Annotated in this window: 21 protein-coding genes; 1 reads left to right on the top strand and 20 read right to left on the bottom strand. The window is 30.6% G+C overall.

Annotated features, from left to right (window positions below):
* Positions 1–10: 10 nt before the first annotated feature.
* The 20 genes from ACKU3H_RS00525 to ACKU3H_RS00430 all read right to left on the bottom strand — a co-directional run bounded on the left by ACKU3H_RS00525 (position 11) and on the right by ACKU3H_RS00430 (position 24,095).
* Complete coding sequence (locus ACKU3H_RS00525) at positions 11–2,026, bottom strand: dynamin family protein (protein ID WP_320035021.1); 2,016 nt, start codon at positions 2,024–2,026, stop codon at positions 11–13.
* Positions 2,023–4,365, bottom strand: coding sequence for a dynamin family protein (locus tag ACKU3H_RS00520; protein ID WP_320035020.1), 2,343 nt, complete (start codon positions 4,363–4,365; stop codon positions 2,023–2,025). Before ACKU3H_RS00520 ends, ACKU3H_RS00525 begins: the two co-directional genes overlap by 4 nt.
* A gap of 222 nt (positions 4,366–4,587) precedes the next feature.
* Entirely contained in the window at positions 4,588–5,319 is a 732-nt protein-coding gene (locus ACKU3H_RS00515; protein WP_320035019.1) for a fumarate reductase iron-sulfur subunit, read from the bottom strand.
* Positions 5,319–7,304, bottom strand: a complete 1,986-nt coding sequence (locus ACKU3H_RS00510) for a fumarate reductase flavoprotein subunit (RefSeq protein ID WP_320035018.1) — start codon at positions 7,302–7,304, stop codon at positions 5,319–5,321. The genes ACKU3H_RS00515 and ACKU3H_RS00510 overlap by 1 nt, the downstream gene beginning before the upstream one ends.
* Entirely contained in the window at positions 7,304–8,095 is a 792-nt protein-coding gene (locus ACKU3H_RS00505; protein WP_320035017.1) for a fumarate reductase cytochrome b subunit, read from the bottom strand. Before ACKU3H_RS00505 ends, ACKU3H_RS00510 begins: the two co-directional genes overlap by 1 nt.
* Before the next feature lie 222 nt (positions 8,096–8,317).
* A complete protein-coding gene (locus ACKU3H_RS00500) occupies positions 8,318–9,823 on the bottom strand; it encodes an NADH-quinone oxidoreductase subunit N (protein ID WP_320035016.1) in 1,506 nt (501 codons plus the stop codon).
* A complete protein-coding gene (locus tag ACKU3H_RS00495) occupies positions 9,820–11,304 on the bottom strand; it encodes an NADH-quinone oxidoreductase subunit M (protein ID WP_320035015.1) in 1,485 nt (494 codons plus the stop codon). The genes ACKU3H_RS00500 and ACKU3H_RS00495 overlap by 4 nt, the downstream gene beginning before the upstream one ends.
* Before the next feature lies 1 nt (position 11,305).
* Positions 11,306–13,195 carry an NADH-quinone oxidoreductase subunit L gene (gene nuoL, locus ACKU3H_RS00490; RefSeq protein WP_320035014.1) on the bottom strand — a complete coding sequence of 630 codons (1,890 nt, stop codon included), beginning with the start codon at positions 13,193–13,195 and terminating at the stop codon, positions 11,306–11,308.
* A complete protein-coding gene (gene nuoK, locus ACKU3H_RS00485) occupies positions 13,195–13,506 on the bottom strand; it encodes an NADH-quinone oxidoreductase subunit NuoK (protein WP_320035013.1) in 312 nt (103 codons plus the stop codon). The genes nuoL and nuoK overlap by 1 nt, the downstream gene beginning before the upstream one ends.
* On the bottom strand, positions 13,503–14,018 hold the full coding sequence (locus ACKU3H_RS00480; protein ID WP_320035012.1) for an NADH-quinone oxidoreductase subunit J: 516 nt from the start codon (positions 14,016–14,018) through the stop codon (positions 13,503–13,505). The genes nuoK and ACKU3H_RS00480 overlap by 4 nt, the downstream gene beginning before the upstream one ends.
* Complete coding sequence (locus ACKU3H_RS00475) at positions 14,011–14,517, bottom strand: NADH-quinone oxidoreductase subunit I (protein ID WP_320035011.1); 507 nt, start codon at positions 14,515–14,517, stop codon at positions 14,011–14,013. Before ACKU3H_RS00475 ends, ACKU3H_RS00480 begins: the two co-directional genes overlap by 8 nt.
* 1 nt (position 14,518) lies before the next feature.
* Positions 14,519–15,802, bottom strand: coding sequence for a complex I subunit 1 family protein (locus ACKU3H_RS00470; RefSeq protein WP_320035010.1), 1,284 nt, complete (start codon positions 15,800–15,802; stop codon positions 14,519–14,521).
* Positions 15,799–17,235 carry a 2Fe-2S iron-sulfur cluster-binding protein gene (locus ACKU3H_RS00465; protein ID WP_320035009.1) on the bottom strand — a complete coding sequence of 479 codons (1,437 nt, stop codon included), beginning with the start codon at positions 17,233–17,235 and terminating at the stop codon, positions 15,799–15,801. Before ACKU3H_RS00465 ends, ACKU3H_RS00470 begins: the two co-directional genes overlap by 4 nt.
* 37 nt (positions 17,236–17,272) lie before the next feature.
* Entirely contained in the window at positions 17,273–18,559 is a 1,287-nt protein-coding gene (locus ACKU3H_RS00460) for a citrate synthase (RefSeq protein WP_320035008.1), read from the bottom strand.
* A gap of 17 nt (positions 18,560–18,576) precedes the next feature.
* Positions 18,577–19,836 carry an NADH-quinone oxidoreductase subunit NuoF gene (gene nuoF, locus ACKU3H_RS00455; RefSeq protein ID WP_320035007.1) on the bottom strand — a complete coding sequence of 420 codons (1,260 nt, stop codon included), beginning with the start codon at positions 19,834–19,836 and terminating at the stop codon, positions 18,577–18,579.
* Positions 19,836–20,312 carry an NAD(P)H-dependent oxidoreductase subunit E gene (locus ACKU3H_RS00450; RefSeq protein ID WP_320035006.1) on the bottom strand — a complete coding sequence of 159 codons (477 nt, stop codon included), beginning with the start codon at positions 20,310–20,312 and terminating at the stop codon, positions 19,836–19,838. The genes nuoF and ACKU3H_RS00450 overlap by 1 nt, the downstream gene beginning before the upstream one ends.
* Positions 20,312–21,946: an NADH-quinone oxidoreductase subunit D gene (locus tag ACKU3H_RS00445; protein ID WP_320035005.1), complete on the bottom strand. Its 1,635-nt coding sequence runs from the start codon at positions 21,944–21,946 to the stop codon at positions 20,312–20,314. Before ACKU3H_RS00445 ends, ACKU3H_RS00450 begins: the two co-directional genes overlap by 1 nt.
* The gene (locus tag ACKU3H_RS00440; protein ID WP_320035004.1) at positions 21,939–22,454 is read right to left on the bottom strand and encodes an NADH-quinone oxidoreductase subunit NuoB; all 516 of its coding nucleotides are present in this window, start codon (positions 22,452–22,454) and stop codon (positions 21,939–21,941) included. Before ACKU3H_RS00440 ends, ACKU3H_RS00445 begins: the two co-directional genes overlap by 8 nt.
* Positions 22,445–22,807, bottom strand: a complete 363-nt coding sequence (locus ACKU3H_RS00435) for an NADH-quinone oxidoreductase subunit A (protein ID WP_320035003.1) — start codon at positions 22,805–22,807, stop codon at positions 22,445–22,447. Before ACKU3H_RS00435 ends, ACKU3H_RS00440 begins: the two co-directional genes overlap by 10 nt.
* A gap of 130 nt (positions 22,808–22,937) precedes the next feature.
* Positions 22,938–24,095, bottom strand: a complete 1,158-nt coding sequence (locus ACKU3H_RS00430) for a PatB family C-S lyase (RefSeq protein ID WP_320035002.1) — start codon at positions 24,093–24,095, stop codon at positions 22,938–22,940.
* A gap of 84 nt (positions 24,096–24,179) precedes the next feature.
* Between ACKU3H_RS00430 and ACKU3H_RS00425 the strand changes: the two genes are divergently transcribed.
* On the top strand, positions 24,180–25,994 hold the full coding sequence (locus tag ACKU3H_RS00425; RefSeq protein WP_320035001.1) for a menaquinone biosynthesis decarboxylase: 1,815 nt from the start codon (positions 24,180–24,182) through the stop codon (positions 25,992–25,994).
* Positions 25,995–25,997 lie beyond the last annotated feature (3 nt).

Raw genomic sequence — 25,997 nt, 5'->3', positions numbered from 1 at the left:
AAAGGGTATATTAAATATCGTTTTTGATAATTTTTATATCCTCAATTTTTTTAATATATTCAAGTTTTTTTGATTCAACAAATTCAATTCTATCTTTATTAATATCTAAATACTGCTTTTTTGAATATTGGATAATTTTAAATAGATAATTTCTTTTTGATGTTAAGAAATCCTCAATTTTTTCAAATCCAAAATTAGCTTTTAGTTTTGTTAGTATTTCATCTTCTCTTGGATGATAAATTGTAAATTTTGTAGGTTCTTTTTCATATAATGTAACTGATTCTGCAATTTGTTGCTCAAAGTGAGCAATTGTTGCTTGAGTTGTTTGTATATATGAATAAGAAAGTGCTCCATTAAAATATGCAAATTTTTTTCTTAATGCAGAAATATTTTCTAATATTGCTCTATGAAAACTTCTTAATACATTTTCATAAACCTTTGCTGCAAAGTGTCTTGTTGAAGAGAACTCCATATCTGAAGCAATCTCTCTGTGTTTTTTTAATTGTTCATATGGTTCTTGCCATCTATGAATTCTATGTTTGATCTCTCTGTAAACATTTCTATATGCTTCATTACTATCTAATTCAACTTGTTTTAATTCTTTTATAGCTCTTTTAAACATTTTATCTATAGTTTGATCATCATAAAATAGATTTTTATATACATTATCTGAATCAATCCAATAGGTTTCGTATTCGATTCTTTCGTAACTATCTTTATGTAAAAATCCACTTTTTTCTTCATACCTTGAAGCTTTTTGTTTTTTTATACTTTTATATGTTTCATGGGCCATTTTTTCCATAATTGATTCTAATGAGTTATAAACGGAGAATAGCTCTTTTGAGTAAGTTTTATGGATATTTTCAAAGGCTTCTAAAACATCATCTTCTGCATTTTTAAGTATTTCTATTAAAGAATCATATACGGCAATAATAGTTTCATACTCTTTTACTAAAATATTACAAATCCCTTTTAAATCTTTTTTAATCGCATATTCTTTTGATTCTGCAGCTTGTGGTCTAATTGTATTATCAATGAAATCTAAAACATCTTGAATATTAGATTCTTCAAGAAGTTTTGTATTCCCTGATGAATCTATTTCTTTTATCTTTTTAATTTTATTTTTATAGTCTTCAAAATCTTTTTCAAAAAAATTCAAAGTATTAACATCATTAATTCGTAAGTCTTCTTTAAATTTTTTGATAAATTTTTCATACTCATCATGTATTAAAATGTCACTATGAGCAGACCTTGACTCAAGGGCCATTTTAGCTGATATGGGAACTACTTTAGCAAAAAACTTACCAAATTTATCTTTTATATATTTTGTTGTTGTCTCAATTTGATCTTGGGTAAATTTATCTTTTTGATTTAATACACAAAGTGATTTATTTTTAAAGTGTTGCATATATTCTTCTAAAACTTGAGCTTCACTTAGTTTTCCAGCATTATCAATTAGAGTTAACCAAATTATCCCACCAACATCCCTTAAAACTCTTCTTGTAGTATCTGTATCACTTTGTGATTGTGAATTAAGACCTGGAGTATCTACAAAAGAGATATCTTTTAATATATCCATTGGAGCATAAAGTGTAAGATATTTAATATCTCTCATATCATGTTTTCTTTGGTCTGTAAAATCTGCAATAGCTTCTATTGGAGCATACTCTTGCGCACCAGAATAATATGTGATTTTTAGTTTATACTCTTCTCCATAATTTATAAAATTTACTTTTGATGTAACAGGAGTGATACCCGTTGGTAAAATATTTTTTGATAAAAGGGCATTAAGAAAAGTTGATTTACCTGAAGAAAATTGTCCAGTAATTGCAACTTCCATTGGATATCTTGCCCGTCTAATTTGTTTATCAAGAATATTTCTTAATTGTATTGACGGTAAGAATTTCTCATCAAGAAGTTTTGCTCTTATTCTTTTTATATCTCCTGCTAAACCCTCTTCAAACTCTTCCTCTTTTTTTACAAATTTTTCATTAAATTCTTTTACAAATCCATTTAAGATACTCATGATTTAAGTCCTTTATTGATTGCTTCTAGTCTTTTTATCTTTTTATGAATCTCTATTGTTACAGTCTCTTTATTTAGCTCTTTTTCTTCAAAATTTTGGATTCTATCTTGTAACAGTTTTTCATCTTTTTTTAATTTATGTTCAAATACATTAAGTGGCTCAGCAATCTCTTTAAAGAAATTATCAATTAAAATTTCAGATACAGTTTTAGCTTTTTCTTTAATGGTTTTTTCAATAGTAGAAAACTCCTCTTTTATAAAAGTTTCAATTGTTCTATCAAATTCTAATAGTTTATTCTCTTTTGTTTTACTTACTTCATTGATTATCTTGTTAATTAAAACTTCATTTGAAGATGTTAAGAAGCCAGATTTAAAGTCATCTTGGAAGAAACCTCTGGCATCAAAGTTGTCATTTTTGTGACCAATAACAAAACCTAAATCCTGATATTTTTGTTCACAAATCTCACCAATACTTTGAGATTTTTTAATAAATTTATATCTGTAGTCTCTAATAATATCTATAATACCATCTTTTATAGCTGTTTCAATTATAGTTCTAATTCTTGAACTTTCAGGTCTTTTCTTTGTTTTTTCAAAAGAGTATTTTACATCACTAAATACCCTTTGTTTGATAATGTTTTGTAAATCTATAAGTTCTGTTGAAAGGAATGTTTCTAGAGTTTCAACATAATTTTTAGCATCTTTTTTATAAAGATTAATATCTTCATTAAGTGAAGCAAAAATTCTTTTATTTGTATCTTTCTTTTTAGTGAAGTTTTCTAAATCAATAAGTAATTCATCTTTTGTTTTTGATAATAGAACAAGTTCATAATTAAAAGATTTTAACTCTTTTGTGATAGTTTTTTGGATTTGTGTTTGGGCACCTTTTATAATTAACTCAGATTTAGAAGAGTTTACCCCAAATAGTGTATCATCTAGATACTCTTCAATCTCTAAAATACCTGTGTCTTCTAAGTTATATCCAGCATTTACGGCTTCTTCACTTCTTCCTGTTCTATGGTATAACGCCATTTTCCCCGAGATTGGAATAAATTTTATATGCTCTAAGATATAGTTTAATTTACTATCTTTATTTTGTAGTTTTAATTGTTGTTCAATAGAAGATTTCGTATAGTTTATAACCTCTTCTAATTGCTCTTTTGAAACAGTATCAGCTCTTGTGATAACAATTAGTAATTTTGTAATATTTTGGTAAAGTAGGGCATCAATGATAAACTCTACATCTTTAAGTGTTGCACTTTGACTTACATTCATTAGATGAATCATTAAATCGCAAGCAGATAAATACTCTTTTGTTATCTCTTCCCTTTGTATTACTGGGTCATCAAGTCCTGGTGTATCAACTATCTCTATACCATCACTTAAGAAATTCAAATCAGATTTTAGTTCAACATATTTAACTAAATTACATTTTTTCCCACTAGCTTCAGCAGAAGTGTAAGCTGCAAGATTGTTTATGTCAACATTTTCATTTACTGATTCTTCTTTTATAAGATTATCTAACTCATCACCAAAGATTTTTTTTGTTTCATCTACAAACTCTTTTATTGATTCAATCTCATTTGAACTTTGTTCAATTTTTCCCCATTCTTCTTTATTCCAGTAAAACACTTTTGCTTCTGGTTTACCATGTTTTACAATTGTAAGATTGGCTGTTTCAGGTACTACTGCACTTCCTAATATCTCTTGTCCCATAAGTGCATTAAGCATAGTTGATTTACCTGCATTCATAACACCTGTTATACCAATAGAAAACTTTTGGTTTTCAAGATAATTGTAGGTATTTGATAATTCTTCTTTAAAATCATCTGTTATGAAAATCTCTTGTAGTTCAGCAATTATCTCTTCTAAGTGAATTTTAGCTTCTTTAAATGGTTTTTTCTCATCAACTTGAAATTCATCTTCAACGGCAATTTCATCATCACAAGAAGCTAATTCTTCAGGATCAAAAAGAGAGATAAGTTTATTATATTCAAAGTGACCAATTATGTTTTCTTCTTTTAGGAATTCAAAACTTTCATGCATTTTTTCTATGTGACAATTTCTTGTATCATTTTCTATTGCATCTATAATACAAAATTGAAGTTGATAAAGTTCATCTAGATTATTTACAGTTTTGTTAGTGATTTTTGATGTTAAATTTTTAAAACTTTCAAGGGTAATAAATTTTTCATAATCTTTTCTCGTTGCACAAAGTATCAATGATGCTATCTCAAAAAATTCATCTTTCTCTTTGTTTTCATTTGTACCATAAGTTGTAGTTTGTTCTATATCACTTATACCATGATATAATAAAAAATAATCACTTGCTAAACTCAAATTATTAACCTCTCTTTCTGATCTTTTTAAATAAAGATGTAATAATATCTTAGTTAAATGACTTTAATTGGGCATTTTTATAAAAGTATAAAAATGAATTTTTAAAGTAAAGTTAAGTTTTAAAACTAATTTTTTTCTCTCTAAAATAGAAAAAGCCAATTACTCCTAAGAGTAATTGACTTTTTATACTTGTTTTTATATGAGAGGGAACCTCTCATATAATTATCTAAGTGAAACTAGTTTTCTTCTTAAATAAGCTATTTTATTTTGTAATGGTAAGTGTTTTGGGCAATGGTCTTCACAAGCCATTAATGACATACAACCAAAAATACCATCATCATCACCGATTAATTCATAGAAATCATCAGCTGTTCTTTTATCATGTGGATCAATTTCGAATCTTGCTACTCTGTTCATCCCAACTGGACCAACAAAGTCTGGTCTCATTAGCATAGTACCACAAGAAGCAACACAAATACCACATTCAATACATCTATCTAACTCAAATGTATCATTTGCAACTTCTGGATCAATTCTTTCTTCAAGTTTTGTAATATCAGTCTCTTCATTAGTAACAACCCATGATTCAACTCTTTTAGACATTGCATCCATCCATTTACCAGTATTAACTGATAAATCTTTAATCAGTTCAAATGCTGGCATAGGAAGTAGTGTAATAACACCATCAGGATAGTTTGCAATCAGTGTTCTACAAGCTAGTGCAGGTTTACCATTTACAACCATACCACAAGAACCACAAATACCTGCTCTACAAACAAAGTCAAATGATAAGTCTGGGTCTAGGTTTTCTCTAATGTATGTTAATGCAATAAAAAGAGTCATCCCTGGAGTTTCTTCTAATTTATAATCAACATAGTGAGGTTTTGAAACCGCACTTCTTGGATTAAATTTAAGTACTTTAATTGTAATTTCTCTACCTTTTTGTGTACTCATTACTTGTCTCCTGCTCTTTCATTTTTCTCTTTATAGTTCATTGGTAAATCAAATGGCATAAGTGCATCTTGAATCTCATGTCTATCTTTACCATCAGCTTCCATCTTTTCTCTAATTGAATCAACTTCTTCTTGTCTTTTTACAGATAATTCATTTTCAATAATCATACCCTTAGCACCATAACCTCTAAATGCTGGTGGCATTTCCATTTTCATGATGTCTAAGTCTGCATATTCAATTGTTGGTTCAATATCATCTTTGTTTGGCCAAGTACAAAGTGTTCTTTTTAGCCAGTTTGCATCATCTCTTTTTAGATAATCTTCTCTATAGTGTGCACCTCTTGATTCAGTTCTATCTCTAGCACCTTTAGCTACACATAATGCAACTTTTAACATCTTAGGAACTCTATATGCTTCTTCAAGTTCTGGGTTACCAGCTCTTTCTTTTGATTTTACAGTGATTTGTTTAGTTTTTTGTAATAACTCTTTTAACTCTTCTACTGCTTCTTTTAATGGCTCACCTGATCTAAAGATACCAACTTTTTCATCCATTAGTTCTTTCATTCTATTTTTGATTTTGAAGATATCTTCGCTTCCATTGTATGATAATAATTCATCTAAATAAGCATCTTGCTCATCAACAAATTTTTGAATTGTAGAAGTAGGGATTGTAACATCGTTTTCTAAACAGAAATCAGCAAAATAGTTACCAATAATCATACCCGCAACAACAGTTTCAGAAACTGAGTTTCCTCCAAGTCTATTGAATCCGTGCATATCCCAACAAGAAGCTTCACCACAAGCAAATAAACCAGATAATCTAGTAGATTCACCAGTTGGTTTAGTTCTAATACCACCCATAGAGTAGTGTTGCATTGGAAGTACTGGAGCCCAACCTTTTGGACCCTCATCAGCTGGATCGATACCATTAAAGATTTGACAAATCTCTTGAACATCTCTTAAGTTTCTTTCGATGTGCTCTCTACCAAGAATAGAGATATCTAACCATACGTGGAAACCATATGGAGAAGGAACACCTTTACCATTTCTAATGTGCTCAATCATTCTTCTTGAAACAACGTCTCTTGATGCAAGTTCTTTTTTCTCTGGTTCGTAATCTGGCATAAATCTATGTCCATCTACGTCTCTTAGAACACCACCATCACCTCTACAACCTTCAGTTAATAAAATACCTGATGGAACAATTGGAGTTGGGTGAAATTGTACAGCTTCCATATTTGATAAGGTTGCAATACCAGTTTCAAGAGCAATAGCAGCACCTGTACCTTCACAGATAACAGCATTTGTAGTTTGTTTAAATACTCTACCATATCCACCAGTTGCTATACATGTACCTTTAGCAACATAAGCTTCTAATTCACCAGTAATTAAATCTCTAACTACAGCACCATAACATCTACCATCTTCATGGATAATTGAAAGTGCTTCTTTTCTATCTCTAATATCAACATCATGTTTTAAAGCTTCATTTGCAACACCAAATAACATTGTATGTCCAGTTGCATCTGCTGTATAACATGTTCTCCATTTTTTAGTACCACCAAAGTCTCTTGAAGTGATTAGTCCATGTCTATCTTCTTCTTCAGTAATAGTAGTTTTCTTAGCATTAATTACAGCATCGTGTGGACCAGCTTTAACTCTAGACCAAGGCACACCCCATGAAGCTAATTCTCTAATTGCTTTAGGTGCAGTTGTAACGAACATTCTTGCAACATCTTGATCACATCCCCAGTCTGAACCTTTTACTGTATCTGCAAAGTGTAAATCTTCATTATCACCATCAGCCATTTTAGCATTACCTAAAGATGCTTGCATACCACCTTGTGCAGCCGCACTATGAGATCTTTTAACAGGAACTAATGATAAAACAATTGTACTTAATCCTTTTTTCTGTGCAGCAACAGCAGCTCTAAGTCCTGCTAATCCTCCACCGATTACTAATGCATCACAATAATTAATTTTCATTATGCAACTCTCCCATCATTAATTTTATATTCCATAATTTGTGCAGTTGGAACATATTTATTACCAACATTACCTGCTTGTTTGTTTTCATAACCAATTTTCATATAAGCTGCTAAAGTAGCAAAACCTAAGATTAAGAAGAACCAAGTTAAGGCTTTTTTATATGTTTTAAGTTTTTTTCTAGTTGCTTTAGGATCTTTTCCGTCAAACCATCCCCATTTAACTGCAAGTCTATATAACCCAATAGTACCATGGAATTCAACAGCTAACAATAAAAGAATATATAATGGCCACATCCAGTTAGACCAAACTCTATCTGCACTCGCATATGGTCCAATTGCATCTGCTTGAGTCATAATGATATATAAGTGTACTGAACCTAAGAAGAACATAGCAAAACCAGTAAAAGCTTGAACAAACCATAACTTTGTATCTTCGTGTCCCATGTTATTTGCATGAGCCTTCATAACTTGATATTGCTTGAAGTTAGCTGGAAGTTTTCTCATACCCATTGCAGCGTGTGTTATAAATATAATAAATACAACTAATGCAAGAATAGAAACTAATAAAGGATTACCTCCATCAAAAATAAAACTTGCTTCAAAGAATTTTGTAACAGCGTACATAAAATCTTTACTAACTAAAATAGAAGACACCATAAACATATGTCCCCACATAAAAAGACCTAGAAATAAACCAGTTGCACTTTGAATATAATCAAGTTTAGCTGGAACTCTACTCTTCTTTCTCTCTACAGTCTTACCTAAATAACCTTCTATTAGGTCACTCATTTGACATCCTTTCTTAATGAATTTTTTCGTCTGTTTAATAGCATTATAATAGCGAAATTCCCCTTATATTGGGGTGCACAATTATGTAAAAGCTATGTACAATTATTGTACGAAGTGTACATTTTTAAAATAAAATATCCCATTTTATGGGGTTTTTTAAAGCTTAAGCATGTATACATAATTTTAAAATATTATGCATACATGTTACCTATCAACACATCACTATTTGATAAATAGTGATTGAATTGAGATTTGAGTTAAATTGATTAATGAATCGATATTAAGTGCAGGTATAAAGAATACAATTACACTACCAATTCCACCTACAACTGTAGCAATTGCCAAGAATGCAATAGCATAAGTTGAGATTCTTCTGTCATTGAAGTCATTTGACACACATTCATCTTTTGTTGGATAAAAGTACATCATTGCAATAAGTTTAAAGTAATAATATACAGACACAAAAGTTGCAATAATTGCTAAGATTGCTAAAGCAGTAAATCCAGCATTGATTGCTTCTGTAAATACATAAAACTTACCTATAAATCCTATAGTTGATGGGATACCAGCAAGAGAGAACATAAATACTGTCATCATTGCTGCTAAAAATGGTCTTTCATGTGCTAAACCTTTGAAGTCATCATATGTAACTCTTACTTTTGTTTCTGAAATAATATGAGAAACAAGTCCAAAAGAACCAAGTGCTGATAAAAGGTATGCAATTAGATAAAATACAATTGCATAAGCTGCATCAATATTTTGACCAATAGCAATAAATGCTAATAACATATATCCTGTATGAACAATCGATGAAGCTGCAAGCATTCTTTTAACAATTTTTTGTGTTACTGCTAACCAAGTTCCAAATACTAAAGTTAATACAATAATTACATAAATAATAGAATCCCAGAAATCAATTAATGGTTCTATATCTTGTAAGATTGCTCTTAAGAAGAAAGAGAAAATTGCAATTTTAAATGTAGATGCCATAAATGCAGTGATAATCATCGGTGCACCTCTATAAACATCTAACACCCATTGTTGGAATGGGAATGCAGAAATCTTAAACAAGAATGTAAATAAAATAAGAGTTAAACCAATATATAATAATGGCATATCTGCAACATTATTTGAAGTGATAAATGTAGCTATTTCTGTTAAGTTTGTTGTTTGTGTAACTCCATAAACTAAAACTACACCTAATAGGTAAAATGCTCCAATAAATGAACCAAGAACTAAATATTTGAAAATTGCTTCAACTCTTCTGCTATCATCTGAGTTGTAACCAACCATAATATATACAGCAAAAGATGCAATTTCAAGTGCAATATAAGCAGTAACTAATTCATTTGCATTTGCTAATAACATCATTCCAAATAAAGCAAATAATAAAATTGAGAAAAACTCACCTTTAAAATATGATCTATGTTGGAAATAGTGCTCACCAATTAATAATGTTAATAAAGTACCACCAATTAATAATACATGGAAAAAGTTTGAAAATGTATCAAAAATTAGTACATTATTAAAAATTGACTCATATGGTTTAATTGAATATGATTCACCAAATGGAATAAATGCCATAATAAGTGTAGCAACTAAAACTACAGATGAAACAGTAATAAATGTTTTAATTGAGAATTTATTCTCATACATACTCATAAACATCAATGCAACAGCCGCTATTAGTACAGTTAATACTGGTAATATGTGAATTAGTTGACTCATTTTGCTGCTCCAATATGTAAAATGTCATTTAAATAGTGTGTAACTGTTGGTTCAAATTTATCCATAAAAATATCTGGATAAATACCCATTAGGAATACTAAAATAACCCATGGTGCTAAACCAATAATCTCTTTGATTTTTAAATCTCTAAATTTTAAATCTTCACCAGATTCTCTTTTAACTAAGATTGCTCTTTGGAACATCCATAACATATATGAAGCACCAATAATAACAGTTAGTGCAGAGATGTAACCTAGTGTATGATTGAACTCATAAATACCAAAAATAATTAAAAGTTCAGATACAAATCCATTTGTTCCTGGAAGACCAATATTTGCAAAAAGCATAATTGCAAAAATTGTTGTAAAGATTGGAGATTGTTTAGCTAATCCACCTAAATCTTTAATTGTTTTATATCCAGTTTCATCATGAATAATTCCAACTAATAAGAATAAAGCACCCGTTGCAATTGCGTGAGCAATGATTAAATATAATGCTCCATTGATACCAAATTCATTTAGAGAAAAGATACCAGCGGCTATAAAACTTAAGTGAGATGCTGAAGAGTATGCGAACATTCTTTTAACATCATCTTGCATAAGTGCTGCAATACCAAAGTAAACTAAACCAAATAATCCAATAAATACAAACCAAGTTGAGAATTCAACATAGATATCTGGGAAAATTGGAATCATAAATCTTACAATTGCATAAACCCCAAGTTTAGCCATGATTGAAGATAGTAAAAATACTGCACCTGTTGGAGCATTTTTATATGTTTCCATAATCCAAGTATGTAATGGAAAAATTGGAATTTTAATAGCAAAAGCTGAAAGAAATGCTAAAAATAACCAAATTTTTTCATTATAACTTAGAGTTGTAATTTGAGTTAAAGAGTCATATTGGAAAGACCAATTCCCAAACTCATTAAAGTAACTTACACCTAAGTATAAAATTGCTACAAACATTAATAAAGAACCAAGCATTGTATAAACAGTAACTTTAATAGTAGTAAATACTTTGTCTCCAAATCCATAAATACCAATCATTAAGAATACTGGTAATAACATAACTTCCCAGAAGAAATAGAATAAAATTACATCTAAAGATAATAATGCACCTGTTACACCTGTTTGAACAAGAAGCATATTAATCCAGTAACCCTTTGTTCTACCTTCCCATAAAAGAAGATATGCTGTAGGAATTAAAATAGCAATCATCATAAGAATTGTTAATGAGAATCCATCAACACCAATGTAATAATTAATACCATAAGAAGCAATCCATGGTACATTTGATACAAACTGCATACCTGCACTTGGTTCAAAATCAATATAGATTTTTAATACAAGTGCTAAAATTACTGTAGTTGTTAAAAATGCAATATTTCTAACTGTATCTACATGTTTTGTTGTAATCATTAAACCAAAGGCAACTACTGCTGGTAAAAAGATAATAAACGATAATATATCTGCACTCATATTATAATCCTAAAGAAATATATAGATAGATAAATACACAACTCATACCCACAAGCATAAATACTGCATAAAATCTTACATTCGCATTTTGTAATTGCGCAACTTTTTTACCAAAATTGATAAATTGGTTACATCCATTCATAATTAGAGCATCAATAATACTCATATCAAGCACTTTATCAATAAATGTAGAGATAGCTTTTGAAGTTTTAACAAACACTGCATCATAAATCTCATCAACATAGAATTTATTAGCAATTAATCCCTCTTCACTTTCTGGTTTATAAACATCAAAGTTAGCATATTTTTTATATGCTACAAAAATACCTGAAGCTGCAACTAATACTGAAACAACCATTAGGATATATTCAGTAGTATGTGACATATGAACTTCTATTGAGTTAGTTTGAGCTAACCATGTATCAACCATATGTTCTCCACCTAAAGCTGCTGGTAAATTTAAGAAACCAGCTCCAACTGCACCAATAGCTAAAATAAGTAATGGTAATGTGATTGTTTTTGATGTGTAAACATAATGTTTTGTATGTTTGTTTGGTGCAACAAAAAGTATAAAATACATTCTAAACATATAAAATGCTGTTAAAAATGCTGTAAACATTCCAATTCCCCAGATTAAATATTGCCCCTCTTGGAAAGCTGCTGCTAAAATAGCATCTTTTGAGAAGAAACCAGAAAACGGTGGAATCCCAGAAATTGCAATAACACCAATTAAGAATGTAATTCCAATAATTGGAAGTTGAACTCTGTGTTGTGCCATCTTAAAGATGTTTTGTTCGTGATGTAAAGCTATAATCATACCCCCAGCACCCATGAATAACATAGCTTTAAAGAAAGCGTGAGTTAATACATGAAATAATCCAGAACTATAAAAACCAAGACCAACTGCAATGAACATATATCCTAATTGAGACATTGTTGAGTATGCAAGAATCTTTTTAATATCTTGTTGTCTTGTAGCAATTACTGCTGCAAGTAAAGCTGAAAAAGCACCAATATAAGCTATAAATGTTCCAATCTCTTCTATTCCACTATATAAAAAGTGGAATCTTGCAACCATATAAACCCCAGCTGTTACCATTGTAGCTGCATGGATTAATGCTGAAATTGGTGTTGGACCTGCCATCGCATCAGGAAGCCATACATATAATGGAATCTGTGCTGATTTACCCATAGCACCAACAAATAATAAGAAACCTGAAAGTACTAAAAGAGAAGTTGAGGCATTTGAAATATTAGCTTCTAATGAAGAGAAACTTAAATCTACACCACCTAAAGCAAAGAATAAAGTTACAATACCTAAGATAAAACCAAAGTCACCAACTCTATTTGCTATAAAGGCTTTGTTACCTGCAAGTACATTATCTGTTTCAGAATAGTAAAATGCAATTAGTAAGTAAGAACAAAGTCCTACCCCTTCCCATCCAATAAATAAAATTACTGGGTTATCAGCAAGTACTAAAATTAACATTGATGCTAAGAATAGGTTAAAGTATGCAAAGAACTTACCAAAACCTTCATCTTTTGTCATATATCCAATTGCATAGATATGAATTAACCAACCAATAAATGTAACAAACATTGACATGAAAATAGCTAGTTTATCACCTAAGAAGGCCATTGATATATTTAAAGTATCAATATTAACCCAAGTAAATAACTCTTGTCTATATGTAGTATCGCTATCTACCATATTTAAAAACAACGATAGTGTGATTAAAAATGCAATTAATGGAGTACCAGTACCAATTAGTGAAAACACTAATTCAGGAATTGGCTTTCTCTTTATATGATAAAAATAAAACCCTGCATTTAAAATAGCACCAAATAAAGGAGCTAAAATAATCCATACAAGAAGTGAAGTATCAACCATTATTTCTCTCCTTGTGTTAAAGTTGTAAAGATATCTGTATCAAGTGATTTTTTCGATCTGTAAAGAAGTATAATAACAGAAAGAAAAATTGCCGCTTCAGCAGCTGCAATTGATATAACCATAATTGTAATAATTTGTGGATCCATATTAAAGTGGTATCTAGCAAATGTTATAAGGAATAGGTTAACCCCATTTAACATCAACTCAATAGACATATAGATTACAAATATATTTCTTCTAGCAATTACACCTATAACTCCAATAGAGAAAAGAATCATAGAAACAAATGCATATGATGTTAAACTAATCATGCGTTTTCCTTATTTGTTTTTTTTCTTTTTGCTAAAACAATTGAACCTACTAATGCAATTAAAAGTAGAATTGAGATTAACTCAAATGCTAAAATCCAATCATCATATAATAAACCACCAATTGGTTTAATATCACCAAAAGTTCCCTCTACAATATTCATATCTGCATCTGGTAAGTTTGAAACAGCTTTTAATATAACAACATTAAAAGGGATCATTATAACTGCGCCAAGTCCAATTAAAAAATATTTTTTAGGCTCTTGAGGAAGATTTTCTTCTTTAATGTTAAGAAACATTAGTAAGAATAAAATCAGAGTCATAATAGCACCTGCATAAACAATTATTTGAACCATAAAAAGGAAAGTTGCATTTAATAATGCAAACATACCTGCTACTGCCATAATTGAAACAAGTAAACCCAATGCAGAATACATAGGATTCTTATAAACTAACATTGCAATTCCACCAGTTATTGCAAAAAAACTAAGTCCTATAAAAATAATATCACTCATCATCAAAATCCTTTGAACGCTCATGTGACATAAGTCGTTCTTTATCTACTACAAAATCTTCTCTTTTACTTGCAGTGAAACTAAAAATACCTGTGTCCATTCTAATTGCATCACAAGGACAAGCCTCAACACAATATCCACAGAACACACACTCTAAAAGGTCAATTTTAAACTCTTTAGGTCTCTTTTCAGCTACACCATCAAATCTCTCTTCTGCATCAATAAAGATACATTGAGCAGGACAAGCTGTTGCACACATATAGCAAGCAACACATTTCTCACTCTCATCTTCCCACTTTGTAAGTCTATGTACACCTCTATATCTTTCTGTGATATCAGTAGGTTGTACTTCTGGGTATTGCATCGTTCTTAAGTTTGATACATCACCAAGATTTTTCTTAAAGTGAGAAAAAGTAGTTTTCATACCTGCTGCAATTGCAGGTATATATAACTTATCTTTTAAAGACTTACCATGTCTTTCTACTATTTTAATTCCCATATTAACTTCCTATCGCTACAACAACAATAGCTGTAACTACAATGTTTAATATTGATAATGGAATAAGAACTTTCCATCCTAACATTTGTAATTGGTCATATCTAAATCTAAGAAGTGTCCATCTAATCCAAATAAATACAAAATTCATAAATAAAAATTTAGCTACAAATGTTCCTATTTGAATAACTGCTGTTGCAATGTTTACACCATTCTCACCTAATCCTGTCGCAATTAAAGCTATTAAACTAGCTGAAATAATAATTGCAATTCCCCAGAATCCTTTGATAAGAATATTTTTCTCTTTTTGTCTTTTGTCGTTTTTATCAAGCCAATCATAGTTTTTATTCATCCATTTAGCAAAGAAGAATGCTTTTAAAGGTAATAAAATAATGATAGCAATCATCACATAATTGATATTACTTTGAATTGTTTGTGTATCCATCCAAGGGATTTGATATCCACCTAAAAATAGAGTAACAATAATTGCTGATGAAGCTGACATTGCTGCATATTCACCAACTTGGAAAAGACCAAATCTCATTGCTGAATACTCAGTATGATAACCTGCAACAATTTCAGATTCACCTTCAGCTATATCAAAAGGTGTTCTATTTGTTTCAGCAAAAGCTGTAACAATAAAAATTAATGCAGCTAAAGGTTGCATAAATATTCCCCATGCAGGAATAACTCCCCAAAATGTTCCACCTTGTACTTGAACCATATCATTTAAGTTAATTGAACCATAAGTTAAAAGAATAGAGATTACTGATAATGCCATAGCTGCCTCATACGAGATAACTTGTGCAGATGCTCTAATACCACCTAAAAGTCCATATTTATTTTGAGATGCATAACCACCTAAAATAATACCAAATACAGATAATCCAGCAAATGCTAAGAACCACATAATTCCAAGCTGTGTTGGAATAGCTTGCATCATGAAACTTTCACCATCAACAACTAAGTTATCAGCAAATGGAATAACTGCCATTGTTAAAAATGAACAGATAAATACAAGAGCAGGAGCAATTGTATATAAAAATTTGTACTTAATATGTGCAGGAGTAAAATCCTCTTTAAATACAAGTTTTAACATATCTGCTATTGCTTGAATAAGACCACCAAGTCTTATCCCTCCAATGTCAGCTCTGTTTGGTCCAGTTCTATCTTGCATAAACCCAGCAACTCTTCTTTCCCACCATACCATAATTGGAGTAGTTCCAACTGATAATATTTTTGCAAGAAGAATATTTATAATAATAATAACTATTGCAGCTGTACTCATAGGCTACCTTTATCTATCATAGTTTTAATATATTCTATTATTGAAGTGATAGTCTCTTTAGGATTATCTTTCTTCATTTTTGAAATCACTCTTTGTTTTATTCCCTCAAAGTTAATATATGTACCACTTTTTTCATAGAATGAAGCTACAGGTATAGCAATTCCAGATTTTGATACTGTTTCATTTTTATGTGAGAAAAAGCTAATAACTTTTTTGTTTGATAATAAATCTAAGTTTTTATCAAAATAAGTATTACCTAAAATAACAATTGTATCAGACTCTTTAACTAGTTTATTAAAGTTCTCTTCACTTTCATCGATATCTAACTCTTTATACGAAGCTCTATTTGCAGATTTATCATTTTTCTTTAAATAGTCGTCACCAAAAGTTTCATCAATATATTGAGGTGCATAACCTGAAATATTAGTATTTAATACTTCTGCTAATTTTTTAGCATTTTGCATCTCTTCTAATGAAAGACTTGGATCTAGTAAAAATAAAGTTTTATTTTTTTGTGTTAAGATTTTAAAAGCTTTTGTAATTGCATTATCAAAAAGAGTCTCTTCTCCATCCATTAATGCAGTTTCAAATCTATTTTCAGCTTCATTTTTGTATGAAAGTCTTCCTTCATCACACATAAACCAACCATTAACTGCTTTATTAACTCTTGGCTTGAATCTAAAAATTTGATCATCTTTATATTTCTCTTTTCTATGGTCAACTGTAATGTTGCATCCTCTAGAACATCCATTACAAATTGCATCAAAAGTCTCTAAAAACCAAACTCTTTGTTTAAATCTGAAATCTTGTGAAGTTAATGCTCCAACTGGGCATATATCTACCACATTCATTGCATATGGGTTAGATAGTGGTCTTCCTGGGAAGGTTCCAATAACAGAGTGATCTGCTCTACTTATAACTCCAAGTTCATTTGTACCTGTGATTTCTGAACAAAATCTTACACATCTTGTACAAAGTACACATCTTTCTTGGTCAAGCATAACATTGCTTCCAAGTTCAACTCTTTTTCTAGCTGTAACTTTTTGGTTAACATCAACTCTTGATTGATAAAAACCAGACTCCATATAGTAGTCTTGTAGTTTACATTCTCCTGCTTGGTCACATGTAGGACAGTCAATAGGGTGATTAATTAATTCAAGTTCAAGAATATCTTTTCTTACTTTTTCAATTTTTTCACCTTTTGTTCTTACAATCATTCCCTCTTTTACAGGAGTATCACACGCAATTTGTGGTCTTTTTTGACCCTCGATTTCAACCATACACATTCTACAGTTTCCATCTTTTCCTAAAGCTTGGTGATAACAAAAGTGAGGAATATGAATATCTCTATCTAAAAGGCTGTCTATTAAAAGACTGCCTTTATCTGCTTCAATTTCTTCCCCATCCACCGTAAATTTGACAAGTTCACTCATAGTGTGTAATCTCCTTTTAAATCGTCCGCTTTTATTTTTATTTACCAGTGTATAGTTGTCTTGGTCTAGCAATTTTTGCTGCTGGGTCTTGTTTTAATTCTGACCATTGTGAAATCCAACCTGGAATTCTACCAATAACGAAAATTGGAGTAAACATCTCTACTGGAATTTTAAGAGCTGTTAAAATAACTCCTGAATAGAAGTCAATATTTGGATATAAACCTCTTTGGATGAAGTAATCATCATTTAATGCTGCTTCTTCAACTGCTGAAGCTACATCTAATAATTTAGAGTCAAGATTTAACTCTTCTCTTAATTTATCTTGTAATTTTTTAAGTTCTTGTGCTCTTGGGTCTCTGTTTTTATAAACTCTGTGACCAAATCCCATAAGTCTGAATGGATCGTTTTTATCTTTTGCTTTTGCAATATAAGTAGGTACGTTTTTAACATCACCAATCATTTTTAATTGATCCATAACTCTTTCATTTGCACCACCATGAGCAGAACCCCATAATGCAGCAATACCAGAAGCAATAGAAACATAAGGGTGAGCTTCAGTTGAACCAACATTTCTAACTGTTGTAGTTGAAGCATTTTGTTCATGGTCAGCATGTAAAGTTAAGATTGCATCAAGAGCATCAACTTCAACTTGTTTAATCTCTTCATTTTTCCCATTTCCAAGGTATTTCATTTTACCACCTGGATATGCTCTTAACATATATAAGAAGTTTTCAGTGAAGTATCTATTTACATCTGGATAAATCATTGGAACACCAATTGAATTTCTATAAGCCATTGCTGCAATTGTAGGCATTTTTGCTAAGATTCTTCTTCTCATAACTTTGAACTCTTCATCAGATTTAAGGTTTAAGTGATCTTTATAGATTGTTGCAAGAGCCATAGTTGCTGCACCCATAGTTGCCATTGGATGTGCATGATCAGGAAGTGCATCAAATAATCTTAAAATACCCTCATCAAGAAAAGATCTGTGTCTAATCTCTAAGTCAAAGTTTTTAGAAGCTTCTTCAGTTGGTAAATTACCTCTCATTAGAAGATAACAAACATCAAGATATGATCTTTTTCCTGCTAGTTCTTCAATAGGGATACCTCTATATCTTAATTCAGAGTTTTCACCATCAATAAATGTAATCTTTGATTCACAAGAAGCTGTAGAAGTATATCCTGGGTCATAAGTAAACATCCCTGAATCTTTATAAAATGATCTAATATCAACTACATCTGGTCCTCTTGTACCACTAATAATATCATACTCGAAAGATCTACCATCTCTGTTATCTGTTAATGTAAAAGTATTTTTTCCCATCTTTTCTCCTTATAGTTTTATTTATTAAAATGTTCTTCAAATTCATGTGTATATTTTTGCACGATACTTTTGATAATATCTTTTACAGCTGGTGCAAAAACACAAATCGTTTTACCATTCATAGTTTCACAAACATCAAGAATTGTCTGGATGTCATCTTGTGAACCAACCCCATCAAGAATCTTTTTGATTGTTTTATCAATCCAACCAGTACCCTCTCTACAAGGTGTACATTGACCACAAGATTCATGGTGATAAAATTCAATTAAATTCTTAGCTACATCTACCATAGATACACCTTCAGGAATAATCATCATTCCCCCAGTTCCTAAAGTAGAACCTATGTCCCACATCGATTCATAATCTAAGTAAGCTTTTTCAACTTCTTCGGCAGTTAAAATAGGACAAGATGCCCCACCAGGAATAACAGCTTTAAGTTTTAAGCCATCTTTCATTCCACCACCAATTTCATTGATTACATCAATCATCTTTTCACCATATTGTAATTCATAAACACCAGGATTTTTAACTGGTCCACTCATAGCAAAAAGCATCGTTCCAGGAGCTTTTTCAGTTCCCCATTTAGTATATGATTCATATCCATTTAATACAATATTTGGAACTGATGAGATTGTTTCAACATTATTTACTGTTGCAGGTTGTCCATAAAACCACTCACACTCTTTTCCGTGTGGTTTTAATCTTGGGTGTCCTCTTTTACCTTCAATTGATTCAATTAAAGCAGATTTTTCACCACAAATATAAGCTCCACCACCTCTGTGAACAGTAACATTTACTCTAAAGTCATACTTATTCATAACTTTATCACCAATGATTCCAGCCTCATAAGCTTCTTCAATAGCAGCATTTAATCTATCAATGAACCATTTATATTCACCTCTAATGTAAATATATGCATCATTTGCTTGAAGTGCCCAACAAGAAACTATAATACCTTCAATAAGTAGGTGTGGATCGTATTGGAAAATTTGTCTATCTTTAAAAGTTCCTGGTTCTGATTCATCCCCATTTACAATTAAATATCTTGGTCTTTCATCAACTGGTGGCATAAGTTTCCATTTCGGTCCACATGCAGCACCACCACCACCTTTTCCTCTTAGTCCTGATTTTACAACCTCTTCAGTTATATCTTCAGGTTTCATTGAAAATGCTTTATCTACAGATTCATATCTTCCATTTTTTAAAGCAACTTCAAGTTTATGAGAATCAGGAATGTCAAAGTTTTTACTTACAATTTTTACTAATTCAACTGCCATTACTTACACTCCTCTAAGATTGTTTTTAACTTATCAACAGTTAAATTTTCATGGTATGTATGATTAAGTGCAATCATTGGAGCTCCACCACAAGCACCTTGACATTCAACTTCACTTAAGTGAAATTTACCATCTTCTGAAGTTTCACCTGGCTCAATACCAATTGTTTCTTTAATAAATTTTTTAAGTTCTGGTGCACCCATTAACATACAAGATAAAGTTTTACATAACTCAATATGGTAAGTACCAATTGGTTTTAGATTAAACATTGTATAAAATGTTGCAAATTCATAAACTTCAATTGGAGTTTTTCCTAATTTATCTGCAACATAAACCATTGCATCAGGACTTACCCAACCCTCTTGTTCTTGAACTAACCAAAGTGCTGGAAGCATCATAGCATCGATTTTTGGATATTTCTTTGCTATTCTTTGGAACTCTTGTTCTTTCTCTTCTGTATATTTAAATTTACTCATTATCTATCAAACTCCCCAGCAATAAAGTTCATACTTGCCATTGTAACAACAGCATCAGCTAACATACTACCTTCTACAATTCTTGCATATCCACCTAGTGAATAAAAACAAGGTGGTCTACATTTAATTTTATAAGGTGTACCTGAACCATCACTTACAGTATAAAAACCAAGTTCTCCATTAGCTCCTTCAGTTGAACCATAATATTCACCTTTTGGAACTTTGATACCTTCAAAAGTTAGTTTAAATTGGTTCATTAAACCTTCAATATTTCCATAAACATCTTTTTTAAGTGGTAATAAAACAGCTGGATGGTCTGAATTAATTGGACCATCTGGTAACTCTTTCATTGCTTGTCTAATGATTCTAATCGATTGTCTCATCTCTTCAAATCTACACATAATTCTGTCATAAACATCTCCATGTGAACCAACTACAACATCAAAATCAAAATTTTCATATCCATAATAAGGAGCATCTTTTCTTAAGTCAAAAGCAACTCCTGCAGCTCTAAGATTTGGTCCAGTGATACCTGCATCAAGAGCAAATTGTGCATCAATTACACCAACATCTTGTGTTCTATCGTGGAAAATTTTATTATGTGCAATTAATGATAAAGAGTCCTCTATAGCTTTTTCAACATCTTTAATTACATCATCTAAATCTTCTGCAAAACCATCATAAAGATCAAATTCTAAACCACCAATTCTTGTATATGAATTAGTTAATCTAGCACCTGTAAGTTTTGAAAATAGGTCATATGCTTTATCTCTTGGAGCAAAGATATACCAGAAGTTTGTAAGACCACCTAAGTCAACCATATTTGCAGCATTACATACAATGTGGTCTGTTAATCTACTTAATTCACCAATAATTACTCTAATCATTTTAGCTCTTGGAGTAATCTCAACACCTAACATATCTTCAATTGCTTTTGCATAACCAATATTGTTTAAAATGGCTGAACAATAGTTAAGTCTATCTGTGTATGGAATAACTTGAGAATAATTATGTGTTTCACAGGCTTTTTCAAAACCTCTATGAAGATAACCAATTTCTGTTACACAAGCTTGGATAGTCTCACCTTCCATTGCAACAAAGTTTCTAATAGTACCATGTGAAGCAGGGTGAGAAGGACCAACATTTAGCATCATTAAATCTTCTAAATCTGCTTCAGAATATCCTTTTCTTTTTAATAAAGGAATCATTTCATCCATTAAATCTTCAGTTTCAGTACAGATTTGACCTTTTGTTATCTCATAATCTTTTCTTAGTGGATGACCAACAAATTGATGGTGGTTTAACACTCTTTTTAAGTTTGGATGACCTTTGAATCTTACACCATACTGGTCAAATACTTCTCTTTCTGCCCAATCAGCAGAAAAGTAAAGGTCTGTAATTGAATCAACTTCTAAAGTATTATCATCTACATACGCTTTTACTGTCATTTGTTTTTTAAAGTTGCTTGTTCTTAAAATATAAATTACAGCAAATCTTGATGGTGTTACATCTGGATATTGCATATAATCTACAGCAGTAACATCTAGAAGTATTGTATAATCTTCTTCATTTTTAAGTCTAGTGATTGTTGATTTGATATCTTTTGCATCAATAAGCAGGTCTGGTTTAAGCATCTAGAATCCCCTTGAAATTTCTTTCTCTATCTTTAATAATAGATTCATCATAAGATCTCTCTTGAATTCTCATAATTGCATCAAGTACAGCTTCAGGTCTTGGAGGACACCCTGCAACATACTCATCTACAGGTATAACTTCATCAATCCCTTGTAAAGTTGTATAGTTATCATAAAAACCACCAGAACATGCACATGCACCCATAGATATAACCCATTTAGGCTCACACATCTGATCCCAGATTTTCTTTAATACAGGTGCTTGTTTATATGTAATAGTTCCTGCAACAATTAGCAAGTCTGCTTGTCTTGGTGAGAATCTTACAACCTCTGCACCAAATCTAGATACATCGTATCTTGCAGCTGCAACAGACATGAATTCGATACCACAACATGCAGTACCAAATGCCATTGGCCACATTGAATATGACCTAGCCCAGTTAATAGCTGAGTCTAATTTTGTAGTGATTATTGAATCACCTAAGCTAGCTTCTGCTCCTAATCCCATGATAATGCCTTTTTCTTATACATATATATTAATCCTGCAAATAGTAATCCTATAAAGATAAACATCTTAATAATACCTGCAAATCCAAGTTCTAAAATATTTACGGCCCAAGGGAACATAAAAATAATTTCTACATCAAATAGTAGAAAACCAATTGCAACTAAATAGAATTTTACTGAGAATCTTATATTAGTATTCCCAACAGGATTTGTAACTCCACTTTCATATACAGTGTTTTTTAGTTTGTCTTCAGTTTTATTTGGTCCAAGATACTTAGTTAGTAGGAAAACTCCTACTAATATAAAAGCAATTGCAACAAATATAACTGACGAAAGAATTAAATGTGTTGACATAATCTATCCCATATATTTATATTGTTTAGAGAATTGTACAATATTTTAAGTAACTATTTGGTCATATGGCAAAAATTAATCATAGTTAATTTTTTAGTGAGAAGAATGGTAATACTAAGGAAAAAACTCCTTAGAATTTTGTAACCATTTTACACAGTGCTTTTTCTAGATTTTCCTTAGGTAGTGCACAATTTAGTCTGAAATACCCCTTTCCTTCGAGTCCGAAACTAATTCCTTCATTTAAAGCAACTTTAGATTCTTCTAGTAACTTTTGTTTCACTTTGTTATAGTCACTAATAGTATTTTTAAAGCTTAACCAAAGTAAATAGGTTGATTCTGGCTCAATAAAATCAATCTTAGAATTATTTTTTTCTAAATAATTTTTTGTAAAATAAATATTATTCTTAAGGTAAACTAATAATTCTTCTAACCAATCTTCGCCATACTCGTAAGCAGCTTCTAAAGCTGTAAATCCAAAAACATTAATTGAACTTATACCTCTTTTTTCTACAATTTCTTTAAATTTATTCATTATTTCTTTATTTTTACATATTGCATAGGCACAATTTAATCCAGCAGTGTTAAAAGTTTTACCTGGAGAGTTTAATGTTAGAGTATTATTTGCTATCTCTTCAGATATAGATGCAAGAGGTGTAAATTTTTTAAAAACAATATCTGCATGTATCTCATCACTAATCATTAATATCTTATTTTCAATACATATTTTTGCTAAAGCTTCTAGTTCTTCTTTATCCCAAACTCTCCCAACAGGATTATGTGGAGAACATAAAACAAAGATTTTTGTTTTTGGTGTGATTTTCTTTTTTAAATCATCTAAATTCATTTTATAATAACCATTCTCTTCAATTAAAGAGTTTTTTACAAGTTTTCTATTATTAGATTTTATATGTTTAAAGAGTGGAAAATATACAGGCGTTTGAACAATGATTTCATCACCTTCTTCACTAAACGCTTCTATAGCAGCACTATAAGCTGGAACTACACCATTTACAAAGTTTATCCAAGATGTATCTATATCCCAGTTATGTCTTTTTTTCATCCAATTCTTTACTAAGTTGTAAGTTTTTTCTGTTGCAATTGGATATCCAAACATTCCAAAATCTGTTTTTTCTTTTAGTGCATTAATTATCACATCTGGAGTTTTAAAATCCATGTCTGCAACCCAAAGTGGTTGTAAATCTTCATATCCAAAATATTTTTCTAGTGCATCATATTTAGCACAAGAGGTGTTTTTTCTATCAATTAGTTCATCAAAATTATAAATCATACAAAATATCCCTATTATAAACAATTTTTTATTGATAAAATGATATAAGATTTATACTAATTATTAGGTTATTTTGAGGATATAATGAAAGAAGCTATAGAAATTTTAAAAAAGAATGACTTACTTAAAGTTATTGATGATGAATTGGATATCTATTTAGAGATACCTCATGTTGCATATGTGGAAGTTAAAAAAGAGGATTCCAAAGCAATTTTGTTTACTAATGTTGTAGATAAGAAAAACAATAAGAAATTTGATATGCCTGTTCTTATGAATGTATTTTGTAATGAAAAAGCGGTAAAACTTTTTATTGGAGATGGTGATAAAATTGGAAGTGAGATTGAATCTTTACTAAAAATGAAGCCACCCACAACTTTTTCTGAGAAGTTGTCAACTTTTGGAAAACTATTTGCACTAAAAAATACTATTCCTAAGAAAAACAAAGGAAAAGGTGAGTGTCAACAAGTTATAAAATTAGGTGAAGAAGCAAAATTATCTGATTTACCAATTTTAACAACATGGGAACAAGATGGTGGACCATTCATTACTATGGGACAAGTTTACACAACTTCATTAAATGGTGAAATGAAAAACTTAGGTATGTATAGACTACAAGTTTATGATGATCATACTTTAGGAATGCATTGGCAAATTCACAAAGATTCTAATCACTTTTTCCATGAATATAAAAAAGCAGGTGAAAAAATGCCAGTATCAATAGGTATAGGTGGAGATCCTATGTATATTTGGTGTGGACAAGCTCCACTTCCAATTGGTGTATTTGAGCTTATGCTTTATGGTTTTGTTAAAAACAAAAATGCACAACTTGTAAAATCTATTACAAATGATATTTGGGTTCCAAAAGACAATGACTTTGTTATTGAAGGATTTGTTGATACTTCAAAAATGAAAATTGAAGGGCCATTTGGAGATCATACAGGTTACTATACCCTTGAAGAAGAGTATCCATTTTTAGAAGTTAGTGCTATCACATCTAAAGAAAAACCTACATATTTAGCTACAGTTGTTGGAAAACCACCATTAGAAGATAAATATATGGGGCATGCAACTGAAAGAATATTTTTACCACTTTTAAAAACTACAGCACCAGATTTAATTGATTATTATATGCCAGAAAATGGAGTGTTTCATAATCTTATTTTAGCAAAAATCAAAACTCTATATCCTGGACATGCAAGCCAGATGATGCACGCATTTTGGGGAGTAGGGCAAATGAGTTTTGTTAAGCATGCCATTTTTGTTGGAGAAGATGCACCAGATTTAACAGAGCATGAATCTATTACTGAATATATCTTAAATAGAATAGATATAGATGATATGCTTATTTCAAAAGGTGTAGTTGATGCCCTTGACCATTCAAGTCCTAAATTTGCAGTGGGTGGTAAGTTAGGATTAGATTGTACTGGTGAAGAGATAAGTGAGTTAGGAATTACTATATTATCTGATAATGAACTTTTATCTAAAATGAAAGAGATTACTAGTGAAGTTAAAGATTTAAAACAATATTTTACAAATACAAAAAATCCAGTTACAGTAATAACTGTTGATAAAACAAGAAATCAAAAAAATCTTTTTGAGGATTTAAAACCTTTATATCCATATATGAAGATTTTAGTTATTGTAGATGCAGCAAATCAAAATGATGTAAATAATCCATATATGTTAGTGTGGAGAGTTGTTAATAATATTGATTCAAACAGAGATATCTTTATAGATTCAAACACAATTTGTGTTGATGGTACAAATAAAAATTCATTTGATAATTTTAAAAGAAGATGGCCTGATGATGTAGATTGTACAAAAGAGGTTATAGATTCTTTAAGACAAAGAGGTATTTTAGATATAAGTGATGAATTTATAAAAGAATATCAACTTTAATAT

The organism is Halarcobacter sp. (assembly GCF_963675975.1).
Classification (GTDB): Bacteria; Campylobacterota; Campylobacteria; order Campylobacterales; family Arcobacteraceae; genus Halarcobacter.
This window is presented reverse-complemented; position numbering and strand designations above follow the sequence as displayed.

What these genes read in the sequence shown, in the direction of transcription:
- ACKU3H_RS00525 (WP_320035021.1), bottom strand. Translation starts at nt 2,026, where the DNA reads ATGAGTATCTTAAATGGATTTGTAAAAGAATTTAATGAAAAATTTGTA.
- ACKU3H_RS00515 (WP_320035019.1), bottom strand. Translation starts at nt 5,319, where the DNA reads ATGAGTACACAAAAAGGTAGAGAAATTACAATTAAAGTACTTAAATTT.
- ACKU3H_RS00510 (WP_320035018.1), bottom strand. Translation starts at nt 7,304, where the DNA reads ATGAAAATTAATTATTGTGATGCATTAGTAATCGGTGGAGGATTAGCA.
- ACKU3H_RS00505 (WP_320035017.1), bottom strand. Translation starts at nt 8,095, where the DNA reads ATGAGTGACCTAATAGAAGGTTATTTAGGTAAGACTGTAGAGAGAAAG.
- ACKU3H_RS00500 (WP_320035016.1), bottom strand. Translation starts at nt 9,823, where the DNA reads ATGAGTCAACTAATTCACATATTACCAGTATTAACTGTACTAATAGCG.
- ACKU3H_RS00495 (WP_320035015.1), bottom strand. Translation starts at nt 11,304, where the DNA reads ATGAGTGCAGATATATTATCGTTTATTATCTTTTTACCAGCAGTAGTT.
- nuoL (WP_320035014.1), bottom strand. Translation starts at nt 13,195, where the DNA reads ATGGTTGATACTTCACTTCTTGTATGGATTATTTTAGCTCCTTTATTT.
- nuoK (WP_320035013.1), bottom strand. Translation starts at nt 13,506, where the DNA reads ATGATTAGTTTAACATCATATGCATTTGTTTCTATGATTCTTTTCTCT.
- ACKU3H_RS00480 (WP_320035012.1), bottom strand. Translation starts at nt 14,018, where the DNA reads ATGAGTGATATTATTTTTATAGGACTTAGTTTTTTTGCAATAACTGGT.
- ACKU3H_RS00475 (WP_320035011.1), bottom strand. Translation starts at nt 14,517, where the DNA reads ATGGGAATTAAAATAGTAGAAAGACATGGTAAGTCTTTAAAAGATAAG.
- ACKU3H_RS00470 (WP_320035010.1), bottom strand. Translation starts at nt 15,802, where the DNA reads ATGAGTACAGCTGCAATAGTTATTATTATTATAAATATTCTTCTTGCA.
- ACKU3H_RS00465 (WP_320035009.1), bottom strand. Translation starts at nt 17,235, where the DNA reads ATGAGTGAACTTGTCAAATTTACGGTGGATGGGGAAGAAATTGAAGCA.
- ACKU3H_RS00460 (WP_320035008.1), bottom strand. Translation starts at nt 18,559, where the DNA reads ATGGGAAAAAATACTTTTACATTAACAGATAACAGAGATGGTAGATCT.
- nuoF (WP_320035007.1), bottom strand. Translation starts at nt 19,836, where the DNA reads ATGGCAGTTGAATTAGTAAAAATTGTAAGTAAAAACTTTGACATTCCT.
- ACKU3H_RS00450 (WP_320035006.1), bottom strand. Translation starts at nt 20,312, where the DNA reads ATGAGTAAATTTAAATATACAGAAGAGAAAGAACAAGAGTTCCAAAGA.
- ACKU3H_RS00445 (WP_320035005.1), bottom strand. Translation starts at nt 21,946, where the DNA reads ATGCTTAAACCAGACCTGCTTATTGATGCAAAAGATATCAAATCAACA.
- ACKU3H_RS00440 (WP_320035004.1), bottom strand. Translation starts at nt 22,454, where the DNA reads ATGGGATTAGGAGCAGAAGCTAGCTTAGGTGATTCAATAATCACTACA.
- ACKU3H_RS00435 (WP_320035003.1), bottom strand. Translation starts at nt 22,807, where the DNA reads ATGTCAACACATTTAATTCTTTCGTCAGTTATATTTGTTGCAATTGCT.
- ACKU3H_RS00430 (WP_320035002.1), bottom strand. Translation starts at nt 24,095, where the DNA reads ATGATTTATAATTTTGATGAACTAATTGATAGAAAAAACACCTCTTGT.
- ACKU3H_RS00425 (WP_320035001.1), top strand. Translation starts at nt 24,180, where the DNA reads ATGAAAGAAGCTATAGAAATTTTAAAAAAGAATGACTTACTTAAAGTT.